Here is a 20,363-nt window from a genome sequence, read left to right as displayed (position 1 = left end):
CCATCAGGTATACGATGCCGTTATTTACTCCCCGAGCAGCATTCTGCGTCTCTTCACTTTCTAATACAGCACGACACATAGCGCACTGCGCGTCGGCATCCGCAGTAAAGAGAAAGAGAAAAACCAGTATGTAGCCAATTCTTTGCATTATGCAGGATAATAAGGAGAGATCATAAAATAAACGATAACACCAGTAACGGCAACATAGAGCCAAATTGGAAAAGTGATCTTTGCCAGCTTGCGGTGTTTGTCAAATTGCTCTGAAAGGGCTCGCACGTATGTAAAAAGTACCAGTGGTATGATCCCGATTGACAAGGTAATATGACTGATCAGAATAAAGAAGTAGATATAACGCAGTACGCCTTCGCCGCCGTAGGCTACACTATCTGATGTCATATGGTAAGCCACGTACATGACCAAAAACAAGGCCGACAACACTATTGCGGTCTTCATCAATGACTCGTGCGCTTTGCGATTTCCTTTCTTTATCTGTATTACCGCCAACACTAGGACCACAGCGGTAAAGCCGTTGATCCCTGCGTAAATTGGAGGCAAAAAGCCGAGGCGTTCTACTCCGGGGATTCTGATACCGAATAAGACGGCTACTGCCAAAGGAATGGCAATAGAGAGTGCCCAGATTAATTTTTTGTACTTCAGTTCTGCGTTTGGGGATGTTGTATTCATTGTTCTAATAATTGTTTGATATCTTCTTTGAGGATCTGAATTTGATCGGCTTCGGTACCGTTGTAATACACAATTGGGTTTCCGTATTCGTCCAATCGGGAGCGTATATTTCCTTGCTGATCTATCAAAGCAAAGAAACCGGAATGTTCAAAGCCACCTTCTGCAGTTTCATCTTGGGCCACATATAGATTGAAACCGTTATTAGCCAGGGTATGAATGTCTATCTTTTCTCCGGTCATAAGGTGCCAGTTAGGGTTGGTTATCCCATAACTTTCTGCGTAAGCTTGCAGCACCTCTGGTGTATCGTAAGTTGGGTCTATACTAAAAGAAGCAACACCAAAATTGGGGTTGCCAAAGAACTCGTCTTGTAACTTGACCATATTTCTACTCATTACTGGGCAGATGGTTGGGCAGGTGGTAAAAAAGAAATCCACCACATATACTTTACCTTGGTAATTTGCATTGGTGATGGTCTCGCCGCGCTGATTGGTGAATTCGAATTCCGGAACAGGGCCAATGGTAGCTAGTTCCGGCTGATTCATGCTGCCTACAATTTTAGGTACCGCCCAGATCCCAAAAATCAGTATGATAAAAGAAATTCCTATATACGAATACGATTTGTTCATGGGCTAAAGTTGCTTGCGCTTGTATTTGTCATTCTTCTTTAAGGCGCGACGGTATTCTGCTAAGATAACTTGAATATCATCGTCCATTTTATCGTCTAGCTCTGCAACGTTCGTAGCATCGTAACCGTAGAGTATGCCTTGGTCTTCATCGTCGTTTCTTCCTCTAAGACGCTTGTCCTTATCGAGTATATATACGTAGTTGGAACCCAGATCGTCATCCAAAGGATAGGGAGAGCCTAGCTCGCCTTTGAGTTTTCTTATTTGCTGATCGGACAAGACCACGAATTGCCACTTACTGGTCTCTTTGATCTTACTGAGTTTTTCTTCCAAATCAGGAATTGTGCTTTCTGCGCCCTCTGGGATCAACCAAACGAATTGTAGGTCGTAGAATTCTGAGTAAGGCGTATATATCTTATGGGCAAGGTTGAACACATGGCCATATCGACTCTTTGCATCTTTACCTAAGAATCCCATTACAGTAATATTACTGTCAAAAATGATGCTATCTCCACGCAGACTCTTAGTGCCTTCTGGCAATTCTGAAATGGGTTCTCCCAAAGTGGGAAGCATGGAGAAGTTGTGATCCGCAGCGGCAAAGAACATATAGGCCACTAGCGGTAAGATGAATAAAAAACCTAAAACAAAAAACTTCTTCATAACCAGTTAAATAAAGAAGTGGTTGAGACTTTTACAAGTAGACAGTTAAACCCGAATTTTTAGTGCCATGTTGCTCTCAAAAGACAAGGAGCCAATGCAAAAAAATGTGTTTAACCTTTGTTTAAAGTCTAAAGCACTTTCGAATACAAAAATACAAAAAAGCCCCGCTAAAAGCGAGGCTCAGTTTCGTTAATTCAATTGTTAAAAGTTGAATTTGATGTGGTTACTCTTGTAGACCTCATAGATGTAATCTCCTTCTAAAAGTACGATTAGCACCAAGTAGCAGATCAAGAATACTGCCGTCCAAACTACGGCGCGTCTAAGGCCTTTGGTCTCGTCACGCATGTGCATGAAATCCCAAGTGATATAGTATGCTTTAAAGAGTGTCAAAATGATGAAGATCCAGTTCAGGTACTTCATGGCCAGAAAACGACCCTCTACCAAAAAGGCAGGCTTATAGATACCTAAGGCTACTTCGATTATTGTAACAATAGAAAGTACAATGAATACACCCCAGATCTTGGAAACGTTGGACTTGAATTTAAGCAGTCCTCTGAATATCTCTAATTTATGCTCGTGTCCCATAATGCTTTATAATCGAATTTATACCAGATAAAAGAAGGTAAATACAAATACCCAAACTAAGTCTACAAAGTGCCAGTAAAGACCAACTTTTTCAACCATTTCGTAATGACCGCGGCGCTCGTAAGTTCCAATGATCACGTTGAAGAAAATGATGATGTTGATCACTACTCCAGAGAATACGTGGAATCCGTGGAAACCAGTAATGAAGAAGAAGAAATCTGCAAAGAGCGGAGATCCGTATTCATTGCGGATCAAGTTTGCTCCTTCTACGATGAGCTTGCCGTCGTTGTTGAGTTTAGTCAAAGACTCCTCACGACTAAGTACGGTCTTCTCTCCGTTCTCGTCTAGGTATTGGGTTCTGATCAGCAAATTGTCGTTTGCTGCGAATCCGGCTTTAATATCGTCTAAAGTGTAAGTAGATAGTGTTTCTGAGTCGGTCTCGTACCAGATACCGTTGCTGCGCGTATGCGCTTCACGCTGCGTTGACTCTGCAGCAATCTCGCCAAGAGCAACACGGTTGCCATCTGTATCTACAAATTGTAGAATACGACCTCCGTTAGTTTCTACCGCTCCGTAATCACCTTTAATGAATGTCTTCCATTCCCAAGCCTGAGAACCTACGAAGATCAAACCACCAATGATGGTAAGGAACATATAAAGGATAACCTTGTTTTTCTTCATCTGATGACCTGCATCTACCGCCAACACCATGGTCACGGAAGAAAAGATCAGAATAAACGTCATGAAGGCCACATAGTACATCGGGAAGTTTCCATGCACGAAAGGAACGTGAGTAAATACTTCGTCGGCAATTGGCCAGGAATCGATGAATTTGAATCGAGAAAAGCCGTAAGAGGCCAAAAATCCTGAGAAAGTAAGGGCATCAGAAACGATGAAGAACCACATCATCATCTTACCATAACTGGCTCGTAATGGTCGGTTTCCACCACCCCAGATTTTTCCTTCAGTACCTGTTTCAACAACAGTTGTTTCCATAAAAAGAAGTTGACGTTATGATTGTCGCAAAAATAATCAATTTTATTATCTAACGAAATATAAAAAGCAAAACAAATAGATCCACAACAGATCCACGAAATGCCAGAAAGTAGCTGCTAGTTCGACACCTAAGGTATTGCCTTTGGTGTATTGCTGTTTATAATGGTTATAAATTACCACTCCCAAGGCTATCAGCGCTGCAAATATGTGCAATAAATGCACGAAAGCGATCAAAAAAACATAGGTGTAGGTAATGTTGCTCGACTCCCCGGTGAAATAGTATCCCAGGTCGTAAGTGATCTGTCTGAATCCGTAAAACTGCAAGCCGGCAAATGTAACACCAAGGATAAAAGTAGCCACAAGAAATAGCATTCCTTGACTGCGTTTTTCTTCTTTGATGTTACGCAAGGCGAGCCACATGGTAATGCTACTCAAAATAATTACCGGAGTGCTTAAAAAGAAGGCAGTCGGCATTTGGAAGTCTGCGACCCAATCGTCTCGCTCACTACTTACAATAAAGGCCGAGGTAAAGGCCGCAAAGCTCATCAATAAACTAATGATCCCAAACCAGAGCATCATACGCTTGGCGCGTCTGGCCTTGTCCATTTCATACTGTTCTAATTCCGTCATACATTAATGAATTTATCAACTACGTAAATGATCTGTAAAAGGGTAATATAGCTCACACTGGTAAGCATTAATCGTTTTGCGGTCTTTGCATCTTGCTTGCGGTAGAGTTTTATGGCGGCCCATAAGAACCAAACTCCCAACAAGCCAATAATAGCCGCAGCAACTGGACTCACGTAGAACAAACCTGTAATCCCCAAAGCAGGAATCAAAGAGCAAAGCACAGTCCATAAAGTGTATAAGACCACCTGAGTCGCGGTGCCTTTATTGCGTTTGCCATTGGGAAGCATATAGAATCCGCCTTTCTTATAATCGTCGTACAAGAACCAGCCAATAGCCCAAAAATGCGGAAACTGCCAAAAGAACTGGATCATAAATAGTGTTCCTGCTTCAATTCCGAAGTCGTTGGTCGCCGCAACCCATCCCAACATAAAAGGAATGGCACCAGGAAAGGCACCAACAAAAACAGACAATGGGGTCTTAGTTTTTAGCGGTGTGTACAAACTAACGTACATAAAGATGGAGATGGCCCCGAACAAAGCTGTTTTGGGGTTGATCACATAAAGTGTCCCAATCCCCAGAATGGTAAAAAGCGTGGCAATGATAAAGGCCGATTGTACGCTCATACGACCTGCAGGAATAGGCCTGTTCTTGGTGCGGTCCATGAGTGCATCCAAGTCGCGTTCTATGATCTGGTTGTAGGCATTAGATGCGCCAACCATAAAGTAGCCCCCTAAAGCGAGCATCAGCAATACTGTAAAGTCTATTACAGGAGTTCCTAATAAATAACCGGCTACGGATGAGAATACAACAGATACCGACAGCCTCACCTTAGTGATCTCGGCGAAATCCCTGAGCAGAGATGTTTTTGATATGCTTGCTTTTTGCGTCTCCAAAACCGGTTGCATTCCGCTTTATTTTGCTCGTGCAAAGATACTCCATAAACTGCTGCCAGCCAATGCAAGTACAAAGGAAATTACAATTTAACAGCCCACTAATAAAATGGGCCTGCTCTTAGAAATCAAAGTACCAGTTGAAAAGATCGGTTCGAATACCAAGATTGAACCAAGTAGAACTAGAGGCAAATTCGGTCGCAGTATCAACGTTTGGTGTAAAATCGCGGAATAAGAGCGACGCATAGACCTTTAAATTGGTAGCAGGGTTAATTAAATATCCGCCTTGGAATTCTCCTATAAAAACCGAAGTGGTGTTCCCCTGCCCGATCTCTATCCCTGTATCAAAGGGACGGTCTGCTTCGTCTCTGTAAATATCGCCTCCATAGTAGAAACTGTCTTCTGTAGTATTGAAATCAAAACCGCGCTCACCAAGAGTCAGTTTGGCCGAGCCAAACCAGCGCCCGTTAAAATAGCGAGCTATCAATATTCCTTCTCTAAAGTTGGCTCCCCATAAGTGGGCCATAGGTTGATTCTGATGCCCGTAATTGAGTACGATAGAATTGTGAGAATAGGTATATGGTCTAACTTGATTATATTCCGCCTGCAGATAGAGGTTCTTCACCCCAAAAGCATTGTAATACTTAGCTCCCAATTGAAAACCTAGTTTGTTCTTCCAACTCTGATCGCCGCCAAAGACATCTCCGGATGAGAATTCATCTATCACAACCTGACTGTACGCATTGATCTGATCCGAGAACTTGTATTTTCCACTCAGTCCAATGATGGCATTTCCACCTCTTGAGCCTGTGGTAAATTCAATAGCACGGTAAAAGATAACCGGATTGAGATAATTTACGTCAAATCCGCGGTCGTTGTCGTTTTCCCACATGACGGCCTCAAAAAGCCCAATATTCAAACGCTTGGTAACATTGATACTCAGATAGTGATTGGCCATGTATTTGGTTCTGAAAGAACCGTCTAAGGTCACTTCAGAACGCACATCTCGCAAAGACATCCAGGTGTTGGTGTATTTGAGCTTCCAAAAAGTGGTATTGAGTCTCAGATAAGGATATGGCGATGAATTATCACTCAGCAAAAGAGAACGGTATCCGTCTCCAATAAAGTTCTTACCGTGTCCTAATTGCACATTGAAATGCTTACTCGGTGCATAAGACAGATAACCTTCTGCTACCGGATAGTCATAAGAATCTGTGCGGAATGGCTCTGCAATATTCCTACCCGGTATTATTGCCGGATTCCCACCATCAGGACGCAAGGACTCCGCATAGCGATTAAAATAACCCGCAAAACGACCTTGACTTTCAAAAACCGCAGCGAAGAAATTTAGCTTTTTACCTAGACCTCCTTGAAAATAGACCAGGCGCGTATTATTATAAGTATCCACGCCGTCGCCGCGACCCACTTGTAGATCCACGCCGGGGTCTATGGTAAACCAATAGTCTTCTCCTTTGACTATGCCCATATGTTCGTTCCACCATTTGCGACCCAACCACGAAGATTTCTTTTTCAAAAGCTGCTGATTAGCCGCCTCAAAGTCGTAATACTTGTTCACTTCCGCATAGACAAATGGTTTTTGCGCCGTGTGATTGTTGATCCCAACTTGGTTCATTGCAGGGTCAAAGAGCGCATAATTCTGATGTGATAGCGGAATGTTCAGCTGGCTGGTGTACTCTTCGTTCTGGTATGGGAAACTTTTAATTTCCTCGTATTCGTTTTTATACTGGTCTTGCACTACGTCGGATGCTGTTGTAGGCGTCTCGTCAGTTGTGTTTACTGCGGATGTTAATGGAGAAGATCCTATTGGAAGGTCTACACGGAATTGAAACTGTACATAGGTTGGCTTAGCATTGTAGGTCGCTGGTTCTATTTCAGGTAGTGACTCTAAAACGCGTTTTACTTCATCTTTGAGTTCTTGATAGGCAGCTTCCGTATAAAGCACCTTAAACTCACCTTTAGCAGTCACCTCTAACAGAGAGACCATAGTACCAACATAATTCTCTTCTGAAACTATCTCTGGTGTCTTGAAGTTTTCGAAGAAATAACTTTGAAGTGTGTTGTTAAAACATGCTGTCAAAGCCTGGCCGCTCTGCCCTGCACAGGACTCAAAAACAGGATACTTTTCAATGTCGGAGAGTGCTTCTTGGGCTCGAATAGAGAAACAACTAAAGAAGAAAAAAACAAGGACGGATCGCAGTCGAAAATTCATCTATTTAAAAATTTTTATTTCTTCGATAATCAAGCAAATAAAAATTATCTGCATAGATCAACCGCTTCGCTTTCGCACAAAAAATTTAATTATTGCGGCGAGTAAACTAGGAATTAAATTTGTTTGTGCTCATTTCATAAAGCGTAAATAGGCTTTCGAAAGATACGTTTTTTTGCCAATCCTAAAAGCAGAAATCCCGCCGGGTGGCGGGATAACTCTTAATCGTGTATCTGAAAGATGATGGGCAGCGAAAATATCACCGGAACTGACTTTCCTTGATGCATTCCAGGCTGCATTTGCGGTAGTTTCTTTATCACGGAGATAGCTTCCCTTTCCAAAGCTTCATTACTGGTTCGAACCTTAATATCAGTTACTACACCATCTGGCCCTACCGTAAATTGACAAGCAATACGTACTTTACCCAAAAGATTCTGCTCTGCCCCAATATCATAATCGAACCTTCGCTGTACAAACTTGTGGGTCATCCGGGTAAAGCATTCCAATTGCTCCGCTCTATCCGCGTCGGCATTACAACCGGGAAAGGTTGGGATCTGCATCACATTATTAATATAGATCGGCTGCGGCGGTTCTTCTTTTGGAGCATCGGTAGTTACCAAATTAGCTCCAGAAGTCACCTCCACTACTGGCGGGTCTGTTGTCAAGGTCGTGGTTGTTGTAGACGCATGGTTTTCTACAACCTTAATTACCGTGCGTACCTGTTTGGGCGGATCGGCCTTGGCTACCGGTTCCACCTTTTGCTTTACCGTTTCAATAACAAAATTGTGCATCACAAAGACCTCCCCCTCCGAATCATCGGTGTAGGTAATGGGAATCTCTTTGATTTCGACTCGTACTGTTTCGACCACAAAAATGACGAACAGTAGGCTAAAGATCATACCAAGTTGAAAATTGCGCGTATGGTTCCAGCGCAGGTTTACTTGGCGTTTTTTTTGGATGGAAGTCAGTTGGTTAGTGTCTGTTTTCTTGGCATCTTGTTTCATGACTACTGACTTTTAGAGATACCGCACTACTTTGGCTAGTACGCAGTGCGGCATCGATATGTTAAAGTTTTTAACATACAAGATTGATGCCAAAAAAAAATCCCGCTGGCAGAGCGGGATCTATTTGGTTGAAACTTTTTAGAAATTAATCCTGTACAGCAAAAAGGATAGGTAGCGAGTACAATACCCCTACAGCTTTTCCTCGCTGCTTTCCTGGGGTCATTTTTGGAAGTGATTGAACTACTTTGACAGCCTCTTGCTCCAGTCTTGGGTGTGGTGCACGAGCACGTACATTTACAACGTTTCCGTTGCGGTCTATCTTAAACTGTACCGCGATACGCTGACGTCCAGACAGACCAAGTTCTCCAGCCAGTTCCGTGTCGAACTTCTTGTTTACGAACTTGCTAATCTTTTCAGACATACATTGCTTCTTAGCATCGTTGTTCCCAGCGTTCTCACAACCTGGGTAAATCGGTACGTTTTCAATAACTGCAAAAGGAACATCTGCAATAACTTCTTCTTCTACTTCTTCGATCTCTTCGATCTCAACGATCTCTTCTTCCTGATCCGTTTCTGTAGATTCGATCACCGTTTCCTCAACATCCTCTTCGTCTTCCACGATATCGATCACTTCTGGTGCCGGTGGTGGTGGTGGAGGTGGTGGAGGTTGATTCTGAATTTCTGTAACTGGTACTTCCTCTTCGAATTCCTCGTCGAGTTCCAGTTGATCTAGAGCCAAGGCGTCTTTGTCGTAAGTCTTATACTCTATGGCCTGCCATGCCAGTAAAAGCATTACAATCATTCCGATCTGAAAGAAGTAAACACTTCTTTTGCGTAAATCTGCTTTAGGATTTTTCTTCGGTTCCATTGCGTTTCTGAATTAATATGCTCGCTAAAATATAGAATTTCTAGCGAAAAAAGAATTAAACTTTGTTATTTAACCCGACTTTTAATCGCAAATAAAAAATTGCCGTCGCGCCAACTAACATTCCCACCGTATTTGCGACGATATCGTACACATCGGCGCTTCTACTTAGGGTGATCTGTCCCTGTAAAATCTCAATTATTGTACCATAAATCAAGGAGGTGAAAAGCAGCACTATTAGGTAAGGTCTCCAGAAGCCCGGTTCGCGTTTGCGCAACCAAAAAGCTCCCCATAAAACCCCTAGAATCGCATAGGCGAGGAAATGTGCCAGTTTATCCTGATTCGGAAACAATGGAACTTGCGGTAAATCGGTTCGTTCCATAATAGATACCACAGTAAGCAGTACTGTATACGATAAGGCGAAAAAAAGTAGCGATTTAGGCGCCAACAAGGGCTTTATATCCGGCATCGTCAAGTAATTCTTCTACTTCTGATGGATCGCTGATCTTTACTTTGATCATCCAACCGTCACCATAAGGGTCTGAGTTAACTGTCTCCGGAGCATCCTCCAAAGATTCATTGAACTCAATGATCTCTCCGCTTAAAGGTAAGAATAGGTCAGAAACTGTCTTAACAGCTTCTACAGTTCCGAAAACCTCATCTTTGTCCAAGGTCTCGTCTACTGTCTCTACTTCGACATAAACGATATCTCCAAGTTCTCCTTGGGCAAAGTCAGTAATACCAACGGTGGCGACATCTCCGTCTATAGAAACCCACTCGTGATCTTTGGTGTATTTAAGATTGGCTGGTATATTCATTTCAGCAATATTATAAGTTGATAGTATTAGTTCCCAAAATTATATCGTAACGTCAGTCCAGTACGGATCGTTGTCTGCGGAAAGGCCGTAGAAATAGCGTATTCCGAGAAAGTGTGATCGTAATAGAACAAGGCCGTTAAATTCTTGCTCAAAGCGTAATCTGCCGTAAACTGCAAGCCGTAAATGGTCTGCCCGGCAGTCACCTGATTGTTTTCAATATCCAAATAACGAATAATGGTCTTGTTGTCTCTAATCGAGGCATCTAATTTAAAGTTCAAGTCACTTTTTAGAATCTTCTTCTTGCCACCAAAGTTAGTGCCTATTCGGAGATCCTTGATGCGATACCCTAATCCGAGGATGTATTCTGTTCCTTGGATCTCGGTCAACAAGTTATTTGCAAAGCTAAGCGATAAAGCGCGATCTGTACGCACTTCTGCCAAAACTTTCACCGAATTCTTCATTTCAAAATCAACCTTCACTAGCGGACTGAATTGCTCCGTCAAGTTTACGTTAGATAAGATCAATCGGTTCTTAAAGTTCCCGGCCTGATCTACGGCCGTAGGATTGTCCTCGTTAAAGTCCAAATTGCTCTGGAACTGGTTCACAGTATAACCGGCACGATATCCATGCTGAATTGAGAATCTCTTAAAATTCTTCTTGAACCACTTCAAGCGCATCAGTCCTGTATACTTGACATCCCAATTAGGCAGTGGCACATCTCTAAATAGACCTTTGCGCACATCGTTGGCGTCCTGCCCGGTATAGGCCGAAAGGAAAGCCGGCAAGAGCACTTCTTGGTTATTACGTCCAAATCCAACTGGGAAACCAGTAGATGGATCTCTCGGGAAGTCATCCGTTCCGTAGAAATCACGCGCCAATCGCTCCGCAACAACCAATCGATTGCTTCTAAATTGATTGAAAGTCTCTGAATTGAACTCATCACTGCTTTGGAAAGCCGTGCGAATTAGCATGGTCGAAATATTGAAGTTCCCAAAAGTATTTGGGGTCAAAGATTCGTAGAGTCCGTCTTGTACAATATAATTCTCTGCATAAGATTCAGACAAGGTACGATTACCATTCAGATCGATCTTCAGATCCGGCAGGAACTCAAAGGTCATTTGGTAATCCAACTGATTGTTCTTGGTTGTGGTATACTGCTGGTTGAATTCTGGGAAAATAGTAAGCCAACCTTGACGTGCAGCAAGGGCACGTACATCCGCCTGACTACCAAACACAAATCCGGTAGTTGGTTTTAAGGTTCCAATGAATCCAATGGATTGCAAGTAACCTGGTAAGAAAGTACCTCGGTTCTCTTGATAGTTGAACTGTGCACGTTTAAGACCTGTTACAATTCCGATAACCGTATTTAAGGCCTTATCTCCGGCAGAGAGTTTCGATTTTGGTTTACCATCGGCATCGGCATCGTCGCCACCGGCACCCGGAGGGCCTCCTGCAACACCACCGCCACCAGTGTTTCCGCCTTTGGCATTTCCGCTGCTAAATACAGAGCTGCTCGGAGTAGCAGAATTTCCATCGTCGCCCGGAGCTTTCTTCTTCTTCACTCCTAAGTAGCGATAGAAACTGGTAAAATCTAAAGTCGAATTAATACGGTGTGTACTCGCATTCTGAATGGAATTACCCAAGTTATAAGTGTCCTGAACGCCATCTGAAGTAGTAATAGTAATATTGTCATAAAGATCAGATCCGTCTTGCCATTGATAATCTCCCGTATAGGAATAGGTTGCCCTAATGAACTCCAAGAATGGGAATTTATTGAACGGCAGATCGTAATTGAGCTGTAAGGATTGGAAATGTCGGTTGGGTTCCCCAAGGTCGAAGAAGCCATCCCAAACTCCTGCATCAGGATCGTCTATAAGCCCTCCATCGCTCAAGAAATTATTGACAAAGTTGTTTCGGTTCGAGTTGAAATTGAAACGCAAGGACTTGGTCAAATTATAATTAAGTGTGAACTGGAAGTCGAAAGTGTAATTGCGTTGATACAATACCGGTAAGCCCAAGGCGCCTTCTGGCAAGTTGATCTCTCTGAACTTTTGCGAGTTGAACTGTCGCATAAAGCCAGAATTAACCGTTAAACTCGTAGGCAGATAATTTACGTTCAGATCCTTTAAGAATCTCCAATATCTTCCTCTAAAGAGCGAGTCGCTTTTCTTAAAGGGTTCAAAGGTTTTCTGCGGAAAGTTGAAATTATACGTACCTCCCAAGTTGACATTCTGACTAAGAGATTCCTCGATCTCAAAATCGCGGTGGTTCTCTTCGTTATAGCTGTAAGAGAAGGTAAAGTTCTCAATGTCATAAGGCATTGGGGTCTTTTCGGTAGTGCGATCCTTACGCACTCCGATAAAGTTGATACTTTCTCTTTTGGTGTATTCTGTAGATTGACGCTGACGTGCATCGCGTTCGGCATCGGTGACCTCGTTCTCCAAGCTCACATCCAATTCCACATCTAGGAACTCAGGATCGTATTTCGGCGTGACCAATTGCTCGGAACGTCCGTAGTTGAACGGCAGTTGAACACCCCAAGATTTAGGCAACAATTGCCCTAGGTTTACATTGGTTACCAAGTCGTATGATTGCACATCCTCTAAGCTACGCTCCAAAGGTCCTTGCTCTAAAGAACCAAAACCAATGGTCGAACGCTGCCCACTTGCGCTAACGGTAGCGAAGTCTGCGATATTGGCATCCATATTGGCAATGGCTGCCCAACCGCCGCTGTTCTCCAGGTCAGACAAACGCAATTCGTTGAACCAAACCTCCCCAGCAACTTCGCGGTTCGATTGGTTCTTAAGCCCTAGCATAATGGTACGCACTGCACCAAAACTCGGATTACCTTTGATCCCAATTCGCATTTCGTTCTCAGGCCCTACATCGCCGCCTAGCTCTGACTCCGTGAAAAAGACCTCATCCGCAGCCGATAATCCCAAAGCATTTACGCGGGCCTTCACCTCTTGTAAAAGGGTAAGCGGTAAATTCAATCGGTTTTCAATAGGCCAAATACCTTCAGGATCTGAAGTGCCAAAAGAAGTAGTATTTAACGGGATCTGAATCTCGTAGTAATTCTGCGAAAGGTCATTACCCAATCGCATAAAGGCCACTAGTTCTCCATCTGCCAAAGGCGTTTCTGTAGCAATGGATTCTGCGTGTAAGAACATCTCCAAGTTCTTGTACTGACGCATGTCCACATTAAAGTTCTTATACACCCCACGACCATCTCCCGGTTCGAGCCCAACGACTCGAATGGAGAGCGATTGCTCGTTCTGACGAATGTTATTGTTATTGTTGACTAGTTCCTCGCGCTGTACTCCTGGAGGTAAGACATAAGGAATTGGAACACGGTTCTCATTCTGCTCAATGCTCACTGCCTCTGTTTCGAATAAGGTATCGTCTCCTTCGTTATCCTCTCCGGTAATATCCAAAGTCTCCAAATAACGACGGTAGTCACCACGTACCAGATCTAGAGTTCCAAAACGCAAGACTGTGTTCTGCTGGAACTCTGACATATACATACGCATGAAACGGATCGAACGGAAATCTGCAATACCATTCACCGCACGATCTGGCGCACTGATAGGGATCTTGTATTGGATCCAACGCACCGGAATGTCTGTATTGTTCTCTAAGGTTACTACCAATTCTTTAACGTCGGTGATATAGTCTTGAGACGCTCCGTTAATACTGGTGTTGTTCTCTACACTCATACCTGGATAGATAGGCACTTCATATTCGAAGTAGCTGTCTACGGTATTCATGGTGTTATCTCTGTTGATGTCTTCTACATCGGGTTGTGGTGTTGCTCCGCGATTGGTGTTGGTCACCGCTTCTGGGGAGTTACCCTCGTTTCCGTTGTATTGTTTGTATCGGTCAATGATATTACCCTCAGCCTGCAAAAAGAAAACATAGTTGTCATTGGCAGGATCCTCTAAACTTGCAAAAGCTGGGAAGGTAGCTGCCTCACCCGCATCGTTGATACCGTCATAACCGATATCCTGATTCTCTCTGTCTGGTCCTGTAGTATCAAAGGTGTAAATGAGCGATTGTTGTGACGGCACTTTACCGTAAACCGTTGGAATTGTATTAGAAGTACCTCCGTCTGCCGGAAGTCCGTTCTCGTATTGCTTTCTACCGTCTTTAAGAATATCCTCAGAAATATTACCCAAGTTAAAGGTTAATTTTCCGCGATCGGTAAGACTGGTATCGTGCGCATACGGGTCCATGAGCCAGAATTGGATGTATTCTACGTTGGTTCTTTCAAAATCCGTAGAGGTCAACTGTCTAGAGATACCCCCAAATCGGCTACCAGGATTCGGCAATGTATTGGTTCCTCCGGCTTCAGGGTTGTAGTTGTATGGTCCGCGTTCTCCTGGGAAATACGCAAGGTCTAAAGAAAATAAAGCTTGTGTCTGCCCCTGTACAATGTCAACTTCTGGGAAGATCTCGTCTATAAATACACGTCTGGTCGCAAAACTGGAAAGGTCGTCGTCGGTAATTCCATCTGGTCGCTGACGGCTGTAAAAGATAGGGTCAATCGTATACCAGGCTAGCTTGGCGCGGTTGTAGTTGTAGGCCAAATCGCCATTGGGCAACTCTCCTCCAAAACCAACTGGTGTACTAGATAAGAACCAGCTCAGCGGGGTTTTAATATCTAAGGCAGTCTGTGCTCCTTCAAAGTCGTCCACATAAGTAGTCACCGTTCCATCGAAATTGCTCACCTTAGGTGCTCCTGCAAAGAGATAGGCAAATTCCCCACGCAAGGAAACATTAGATTCCACATCGGTATCGATGTTTGGCAGGTGATTCACCATGCGCGTTAAGAACGGCACTTGAGTCGAATAATTCGCATTCAGTCCAACGATGGTATTGTTAATTGGCTCGTAACTGTAGTTGGCTTTTTGAGTGATCGGGCGCTCGTTCAAATTCAAATAAGTAGCACCAACCATAAAGTTCTCATTGAACTGGTGCTCAATGTTCAATCCTGTAAATCGACGTGTTTGCTGTCCAAAAACAGAGTTGTTCTCCGTTGTGATCTCAATTGGCGTATTACTGTTCAACAAGGCCTGATCCAATATCTGTACACGTCCTAATTGATAGTTCACGGTATAGTCTACTCCTTCTACAAGCACACGTCCACCGGCAGAAACCGTTACCGAACCTTGAGGGATATTGAATCCTCCAATAGGGATTCCATCTCCTGCAGAGGACTTATAACGCCCTTTTAACTGGAACTTGTTCTTCTCACTCGCATTTTGCTCTGCAAAGGTCTTGGTAGAAGCGTAAAGCTCACGGAAAACGTATTGGTTCTGGTTGGCGTTATAGGTAGTAGGTACATCGTAATTCTCCGAAGCCAGGTTATTACCTAATTTATTAAAGAGGTATTCACCAAATGGTTCCACCTTGGTAAAGATGATGCGTCCGTTTTGCTGATCTACGGTTAGCCCTGGAACAAAATCAAAGAAACCGTCTCCTTCTGCAACCGGGTCGTTGTTGTAGTTCAACTGATCCAGGTCGAAAACACGTAAAAGTGTGGTTTGGTTTATATCTGCTGGAAAAATATCTTCTGCTCCTGGTGCTGGAGTAATATAGTTCAAAGGAGAAGGGTCCGTGTACAAAATGTTCATTCTAAAATCGTCCCGCTCCAACTGGAAAGCACCCAGATTATAGATGTTCTTCATCATCAGATCCCAAGTTGGGGTCTCTACATTGATGATGTTACTCTTTAGCAATTTTAGGACGAGATTCTGCGGAGAGCCTTCTGCAAAGACCACATTATCGTCAATTCCGTCTACATTTACGTCGTTTCCTCCCGTTTGGTCTACGTCACTGCTATCGTTGATTCCATCGCCATCGCTATCGGTTCCGTTGTCGTTGACTCCATCGCCATTGATATCCACGTCTGCAATGTTCGGAATACCATCCATATCGTCATCTGGGTTAGAACCTGTAGAGTTCACCCCATCGTTAGAGAATTCTCCAACCTGATACACGCGACCATTAATGGTATACTGGAATGCTACTGCCAAAACCTCATCATTACTCAAGCGTTGGCTCAAGGAAACGTAACCGAGTTTTGGGTGTAAGGTATATTCGTTGGGCTGTAGTTTACGCGCATTCTCTTGCTTAGCATAATCGATTCCTTCGCGAACAGGCAATCCGCCAAATCCTGCTTCTACCGAAGCCACATCGCGAATTGCATCGTTCAAGATACTTTCTGCCGGCCCGTTAATTCCAAAGGGGTTAAAGTCGTTGTTGGAGTTGTCCGGCAAGGCAGACGGAGCAGCATTGATAAAGCCCGGTGGCACCGTTAGTAAACCAATCTTGTCTGGATCAGATTCACCAAGATCCTGCAAGGCAACAATGTTTCTAACATTTTCTGTGTTCTGTGTTCTATTGGTCACCCAAATCTCTGCCCTGGTAATTTGGATCTGTGTGCTAACAAATGGATACTGCTCTAAGTTAGCATCGTAGCGATCTCTAAAGTATTGCGAAAGGAAAAAGTGACGGTCCTCGTCATAATCCAAGGCGAAGATCTCAAAATCTGTTACTGTAGCGCCACCTTCTGCCACAACAGTGCGCGTTTCCGATTGCTGCTCAGAGAAAACTCCAGTTATTCGCGTCTTCCCAAATTGCAATTCGGTCTTAACCCCAAAAAGCGATTGTGCTCCTGTGATAAGACTTGTATTTAGGGGTAAAGCCACGTTACCTACTTCGATCTTGCGAACAATATCGTCTTCTGTAGGTGTGTATTCTAATTTGATCTGATTCTGGAAATCGAAGGTCGATTCTGTATCGTAGTTCGCCGTTACTTGCAAACGCTTCCCGACCTTCCCTAACAAACTCAAAGAGATGCGTTGGTCAAAATCAAAGGTTAGGTTCCTTCTGTTTCTCGGTGAAAAAGCGGGGTTATCTTGTTTGGTGAACAAGAGCCCTAAATCCATTTCAATAGATCCTTGTGGGATCACCTCTATGGTGTTACCTCCAAATACGGTCTCGAAGAAATTCGAGTTTACGTAAAAGTTGGGCAATAAATTTTTCTGATCTTCTTCTGAGCCGTCTTTTTTACCATCGGCAGCGTCGATCTTGGTTTTAAAGTATTCCCGCATGGATTCCTGCAGGACCAGATCGTGGTATTCGTCTGGAGTAAGTATGGTTGGATAAGTGATATCAAAGGAACCTACTTTCTGGGTGTAGATGTAGCGGTCTGTGATCGGATCGTAGGTATAAGAATCTTCCACACTGTTGGTTGGAAGTTCCATACGACCCATGACAAAGCCAGTCTTAGTAGAGTCCGTTACGGTTTCCGCTGGATCCTGGGCTAGTGTTGTTGCGGTAGTTAGTATGCTAAAAAGGAATATCAGGCCCTTAAGCAGCCTTGCCTTGCGGTAATGTTCCCTGTTCAATTGTTATAAGTTTTTTAAAGCTAGTTTGATGATGGATTCAACGCTCGCGTTCGGATCCTCTTGGACAATCTTATTCAGCACCTTGTCGGTCTGTTTTCGACTGAAACCAAGAGTCTCTAAAGCAGATAACGCTTCATCTCTATTCGTATTGCTCGAAAAGTCCGAAACATCTTCCATTGCAAACACTTTCAAGATCTTGTCCTTCAAATCCAGAATGACGCGCTGCGCCGTTTTTGCACCAATTCCTTTAACGCCTTGGATGACTGCAACGTCGCCCGCGGCAATGGCCTGCTGAACTTGTTTTGGAGGCAGTGAGGACAACATGGTTCTGGCCGTGCTGGCTCCTACGCCCGAAACTGAGATCAATAACTTGAAAATTTCGCGTTCCGAAGGTTCGAAAAATCCGTAGAGCGTATGCGAATCCTCCCGCACTAATAAGTGGGTAAACAATTTTACATTTTCCGATTCAGGGAGTAAAGAAAACGTGTGTAATGAGATGTGAGCCTCATAACCTACTCCGTTGCATTCCACTACAACAGACGTAGGCGATTTTTCAACTAGTCTTCCCTTTAAGTGGGTTATCATTCGCTAACTCTGATAAAAACCCAAATATAGCATAATTATTCACATTGACTAGTTAGATACAGCGTTAAAAAGCTAGGGGTTTAGCCCTGCTTTTTTGCTTGCTCTTTGGCGCGCTTTTCCTTTTGCTGCGCATCGATCACCACAACAGCTACCATATTGACAATTTCTTCTACGGTAGCTCCCAATTGTAAGATGTGCGCCGGTTTTTTAAGACCCAGCATAATAGGTCCAATAGAATCGGCATCGTCAAACTCCTTGAGCAATTTGTAGTTGCTGTTGGCCGCGTCCAGATTTGGGAAGATCAGTGCATTGACCTTCTTTTTACCCAACTTAGAAAAGGGATACTTGCTTCCACGCATTTCCGGATTGAGCGCAAAGTCCGCTTGTAATCCACCATCCACACAGAGTTGTGGCACATCGCGATGCAAAATCTCCACTGCCTTACGCACTTTCTCCGACGCAGGATGTTTAGATGAACCAAAGTTGTTGTAAGACACCATAGCCATGGTTGGGCTCACCCCAAAGAGCTTCATGGTATAAGCAGTCATATGAGCTATTTTTGCCAAGTCTTCTGCTGTAGGATCTATATTGATCGCCGTGTCAGAAATAAAGAGTGGCCCGCGTTTGGTGAGCATGAGGTTGGTAGTGGCCACCTTATCCACACCATCAAACCGCCCAATGGTCTCTATGACCGGTCGCACCACGGAAGCATAGGCTCTGGAATAGCCAGATATCAAGCCTTCTGCATCACCTTCGTTCACCATCATACAGGCAAAATAGTTGCGCTCGCGCATCAGTTTTTCTGCATCGTAAAGGGTAATACCACTTCTGCGACGCTTCTCCCAAAAGGTCTTGGCATAGGACTTTAAAAGTGGTAAGGTTTCGTCGTCCTTTGGATCAATAATATCAAGTTCTCCTTCAAAATCGATCTCTTCCATCAACTCCTTGATGGTCTCTTTGCGTCCTAACAGAACCGGAGTTGCAATACCTTCTTCGTATACGATCTGGGCTGCTTTCAATACATCTAAATGGTCTGCTTCTGCAAATACAATTTTCTTCGGATTGGTTCTGGCTCGGTTAATAAGCAAGCGCACGATCTTATTATCGTTACCCATGCGAGCGAGCAATTCGTCCTCATAAGCCTGCCAGTCTTTAATTGGCGCAGTAGCAACACCACTTTCCATAGCCGCTTTTGCAACTGCCGGCGGAATCGCTTCAATAAGTCTTGGATCAAAAGGCTTAGGGATGATATAATCTTTACCAAAATTCAAGCGGGTCTCTCCGTAGGCAATATTCACCTGCTCAGGAACCGGCTGTTTGGTCAATTCGGCCAAAGCCAAAGCTGCGGCCATTTTCATTTCTTCATTGATCTTGGTGGCTCGGACATCGAGCGCTCCGCGGAAAATAAAAGGAAAACCTAGTACATTGTTCACCTGGTTCGGATGATCACTACGCCCTGTGGCCATGATAATGTCGTCTCGAGTCTTGCAGGCCAGATCATAGGCTATCTCCGGATCTGGATTTGCCAAGGCAAAAACAATAGGTTTGGCCGCCATGCTTTTAAGCATTTTTGGGCTTACAATATTTCCAATGGACAAGCCAACAAATACATCTGCATCTTGCAATGCCTCTTCCAAAGTATCTATCTTTCGATCTGTAGCAAACTCTGCTTTCTCTTTAGAAAGTCCGTCTCGATCCTTGCGAATTACTCCTTTAGAATCAAGCATCACTATATGCTCTGGCTTAACGCCACATGCAATATACATGCGCGTACAACTTACAGCTGCCGCACCAGCACCAGAGATAACTATACGCACATCGCTAATATTTTTTTCTGCGATCTCTAAGGCGTTTAGTAAGGCTGCCGTAGAAATGATCGCCGTACCGTGCTGATCGTCATGCATGATCGGAATATCGAGCTCCTGCTTTAAGCGGGTCTCTATCTCAAAAGCCTCTGGAGCCTTGATATCTTCTAAGTTGATCCCACCAAAGGTAGGAGCTATCCGTTTTACCGTATCGATAAACTCGTCTATATTCTCGGTATCGATCTCAATATCAAATACATCAATTCCAGCGAAGATCTTAAAGAGCAAGCCCTTCCCTTCCATAACTGGCTTGGACGCCTCAGGCCCAATATTACCCAGTCCTAATACTGCAGTTCCGTTAGAGATTACGGCAACCAAGTTACCTTTGTTGGTATACTTGTAATTGTTAGCCTTGTCTTTCTCTATTTCCAGGCATGGTTCTGCAACCCCCGGTGAATAGGCCAATGACAGATCGCGCTGGGTGCTGTATTTTTTGGTAGGAACTACCTCTATTTTACCCGGCCGTGGTTTGGCGTGATAATCAAGTGCTTCTTTTCTCTTGGTGGGTTTACTCATCCC

The 20,363-nt window shown here is 43.8% G+C and carries 15 protein-coding genes; all 15 read right to left on the bottom strand.

Annotated features, from left to right (window positions below; genetic code table 11):
- Nucleotides 1-147 precede the first annotated feature (147 nt).
- Nucleotides 148-684, bottom strand: a complete 537-nt coding sequence (locus tag AC0J2F_RS09480) for a DUF420 domain-containing protein (RefSeq protein WP_473007438.1) — start codon at nucleotides 682-684, stop codon at nucleotides 148-150.
- Entirely contained in the window at nucleotides 681-1,310 is a 630-nt protein-coding gene (locus AC0J2F_RS09475; protein WP_473007437.1) for an SCO family protein, read from the bottom strand. The genes AC0J2F_RS09480 and AC0J2F_RS09475 overlap by 4 nt, the downstream gene beginning before the upstream one ends.
- Before the next feature lie 3 nt (nucleotides 1,311-1,313).
- Nucleotides 1,314-1,967, bottom strand: a complete 654-nt coding sequence (locus AC0J2F_RS09470; RefSeq protein WP_473007436.1) for a hypothetical protein — start codon at nucleotides 1,965-1,967, stop codon at nucleotides 1,314-1,316.
- 201 nt (nucleotides 1,968-2,168) lie between these two features.
- Entirely contained in the window at nucleotides 2,169-2,552 is a 384-nt protein-coding gene (locus AC0J2F_RS09465) for a cytochrome C oxidase subunit IV family protein (RefSeq protein WP_087523413.1), read from the bottom strand.
- Between the two features lie 18 nt (nucleotides 2,553-2,570).
- Nucleotides 2,571-3,548 (bottom strand): cytochrome c oxidase subunit 3, encoded by a 978-nt coding sequence (locus AC0J2F_RS09460; protein ID WP_087523414.1) that lies wholly within the window; start codon nucleotides 3,546-3,548, stop codon nucleotides 2,571-2,573.
- A 45-nt stretch (nucleotides 3,549-3,593) separates the two neighbouring features.
- Nucleotides 3,594-4,178, bottom strand: a complete 585-nt coding sequence (locus AC0J2F_RS09455; RefSeq protein WP_473007435.1) for a cytochrome c oxidase subunit 3 — start codon at nucleotides 4,176-4,178, stop codon at nucleotides 3,594-3,596.
- On the bottom strand, nucleotides 4,175-5,083 hold the full coding sequence (gene cyoE, locus AC0J2F_RS09450; protein ID WP_473007434.1) for a heme o synthase: 909 nt from the start codon (nucleotides 5,081-5,083) through the stop codon (nucleotides 4,175-4,177). The genes AC0J2F_RS09455 and cyoE overlap by 4 nt, the downstream gene beginning before the upstream one ends.
- Nucleotides 5,084-5,189: 106 nt before the next feature.
- A complete protein-coding gene (locus tag AC0J2F_RS09445) occupies nucleotides 5,190-7,298 on the bottom strand; it encodes a gliding motility protein RemB (RefSeq protein ID WP_473007433.1) in 2,109 nt (702 codons plus the stop codon).
- A gap of 218 nt (nucleotides 7,299-7,516) precedes the next feature.
- Nucleotides 7,517-8,299 carry an energy transducer TonB gene (locus AC0J2F_RS09440; protein ID WP_473007432.1) on the bottom strand — a complete coding sequence of 261 codons (783 nt, stop codon included), beginning with the start codon at nucleotides 8,297-8,299 and terminating at the stop codon, nucleotides 7,517-7,519.
- Nucleotides 8,300-8,444: 145 nt separating this feature from the next.
- A complete protein-coding gene (locus tag AC0J2F_RS09435) occupies nucleotides 8,445-9,167 on the bottom strand; it encodes an energy transducer TonB (protein ID WP_473007431.1) in 723 nt (240 codons plus the stop codon).
- Nucleotides 9,168-9,222: 55 nt separating this feature from the next.
- Nucleotides 9,223-9,546: a VanZ family protein gene (locus AC0J2F_RS09430; RefSeq protein ID WP_473007430.1), complete on the bottom strand. Its 324-nt coding sequence runs from the start codon at nucleotides 9,544-9,546 to the stop codon at nucleotides 9,223-9,225.
- A 55-nt stretch (nucleotides 9,547-9,601) separates the two neighbouring features.
- A complete protein-coding gene (gene gcvH, locus AC0J2F_RS09425) occupies nucleotides 9,602-9,982 on the bottom strand; it encodes a glycine cleavage system protein GcvH (RefSeq protein ID WP_087523421.1) in 381 nt (126 codons plus the stop codon).
- Nucleotides 9,983-10,008: 26 nt separating this feature from the next.
- A complete protein-coding gene (gene sov / locus AC0J2F_RS09420; protein ID WP_473007429.1) occupies nucleotides 10,009-17,394 on the bottom strand; it encodes a T9SS outer membrane translocon Sov/SprA in 7,386 nt (2,461 codons plus the stop codon).
- Between the two features lie 3 nt (nucleotides 17,395-17,397).
- The gene (gene ruvA, locus AC0J2F_RS09415; RefSeq protein ID WP_473007428.1) at nucleotides 17,398-17,979 is read right to left on the bottom strand and encodes a Holliday junction branch migration protein RuvA; all 582 of its coding nucleotides are present in this window, start codon (nucleotides 17,977-17,979) and stop codon (nucleotides 17,398-17,400) included.
- A gap of 80 nt (nucleotides 17,980-18,059) precedes the next feature.
- A complete protein-coding gene (locus AC0J2F_RS09410; protein WP_473007427.1) occupies nucleotides 18,060-20,360 on the bottom strand; it encodes an NADP-dependent malic enzyme in 2,301 nt (766 codons plus the stop codon).
- Nucleotides 20,361-20,363: the final 3 nt, after the last annotated feature.

This window comes from Gilvibacter sp. CC01, assembly GCF_055755295.1.
The sequence above is the reverse complement of the archived record's forward strand: the minus strand, read 5'-3'. Positions and strand labels throughout refer to the sequence as shown.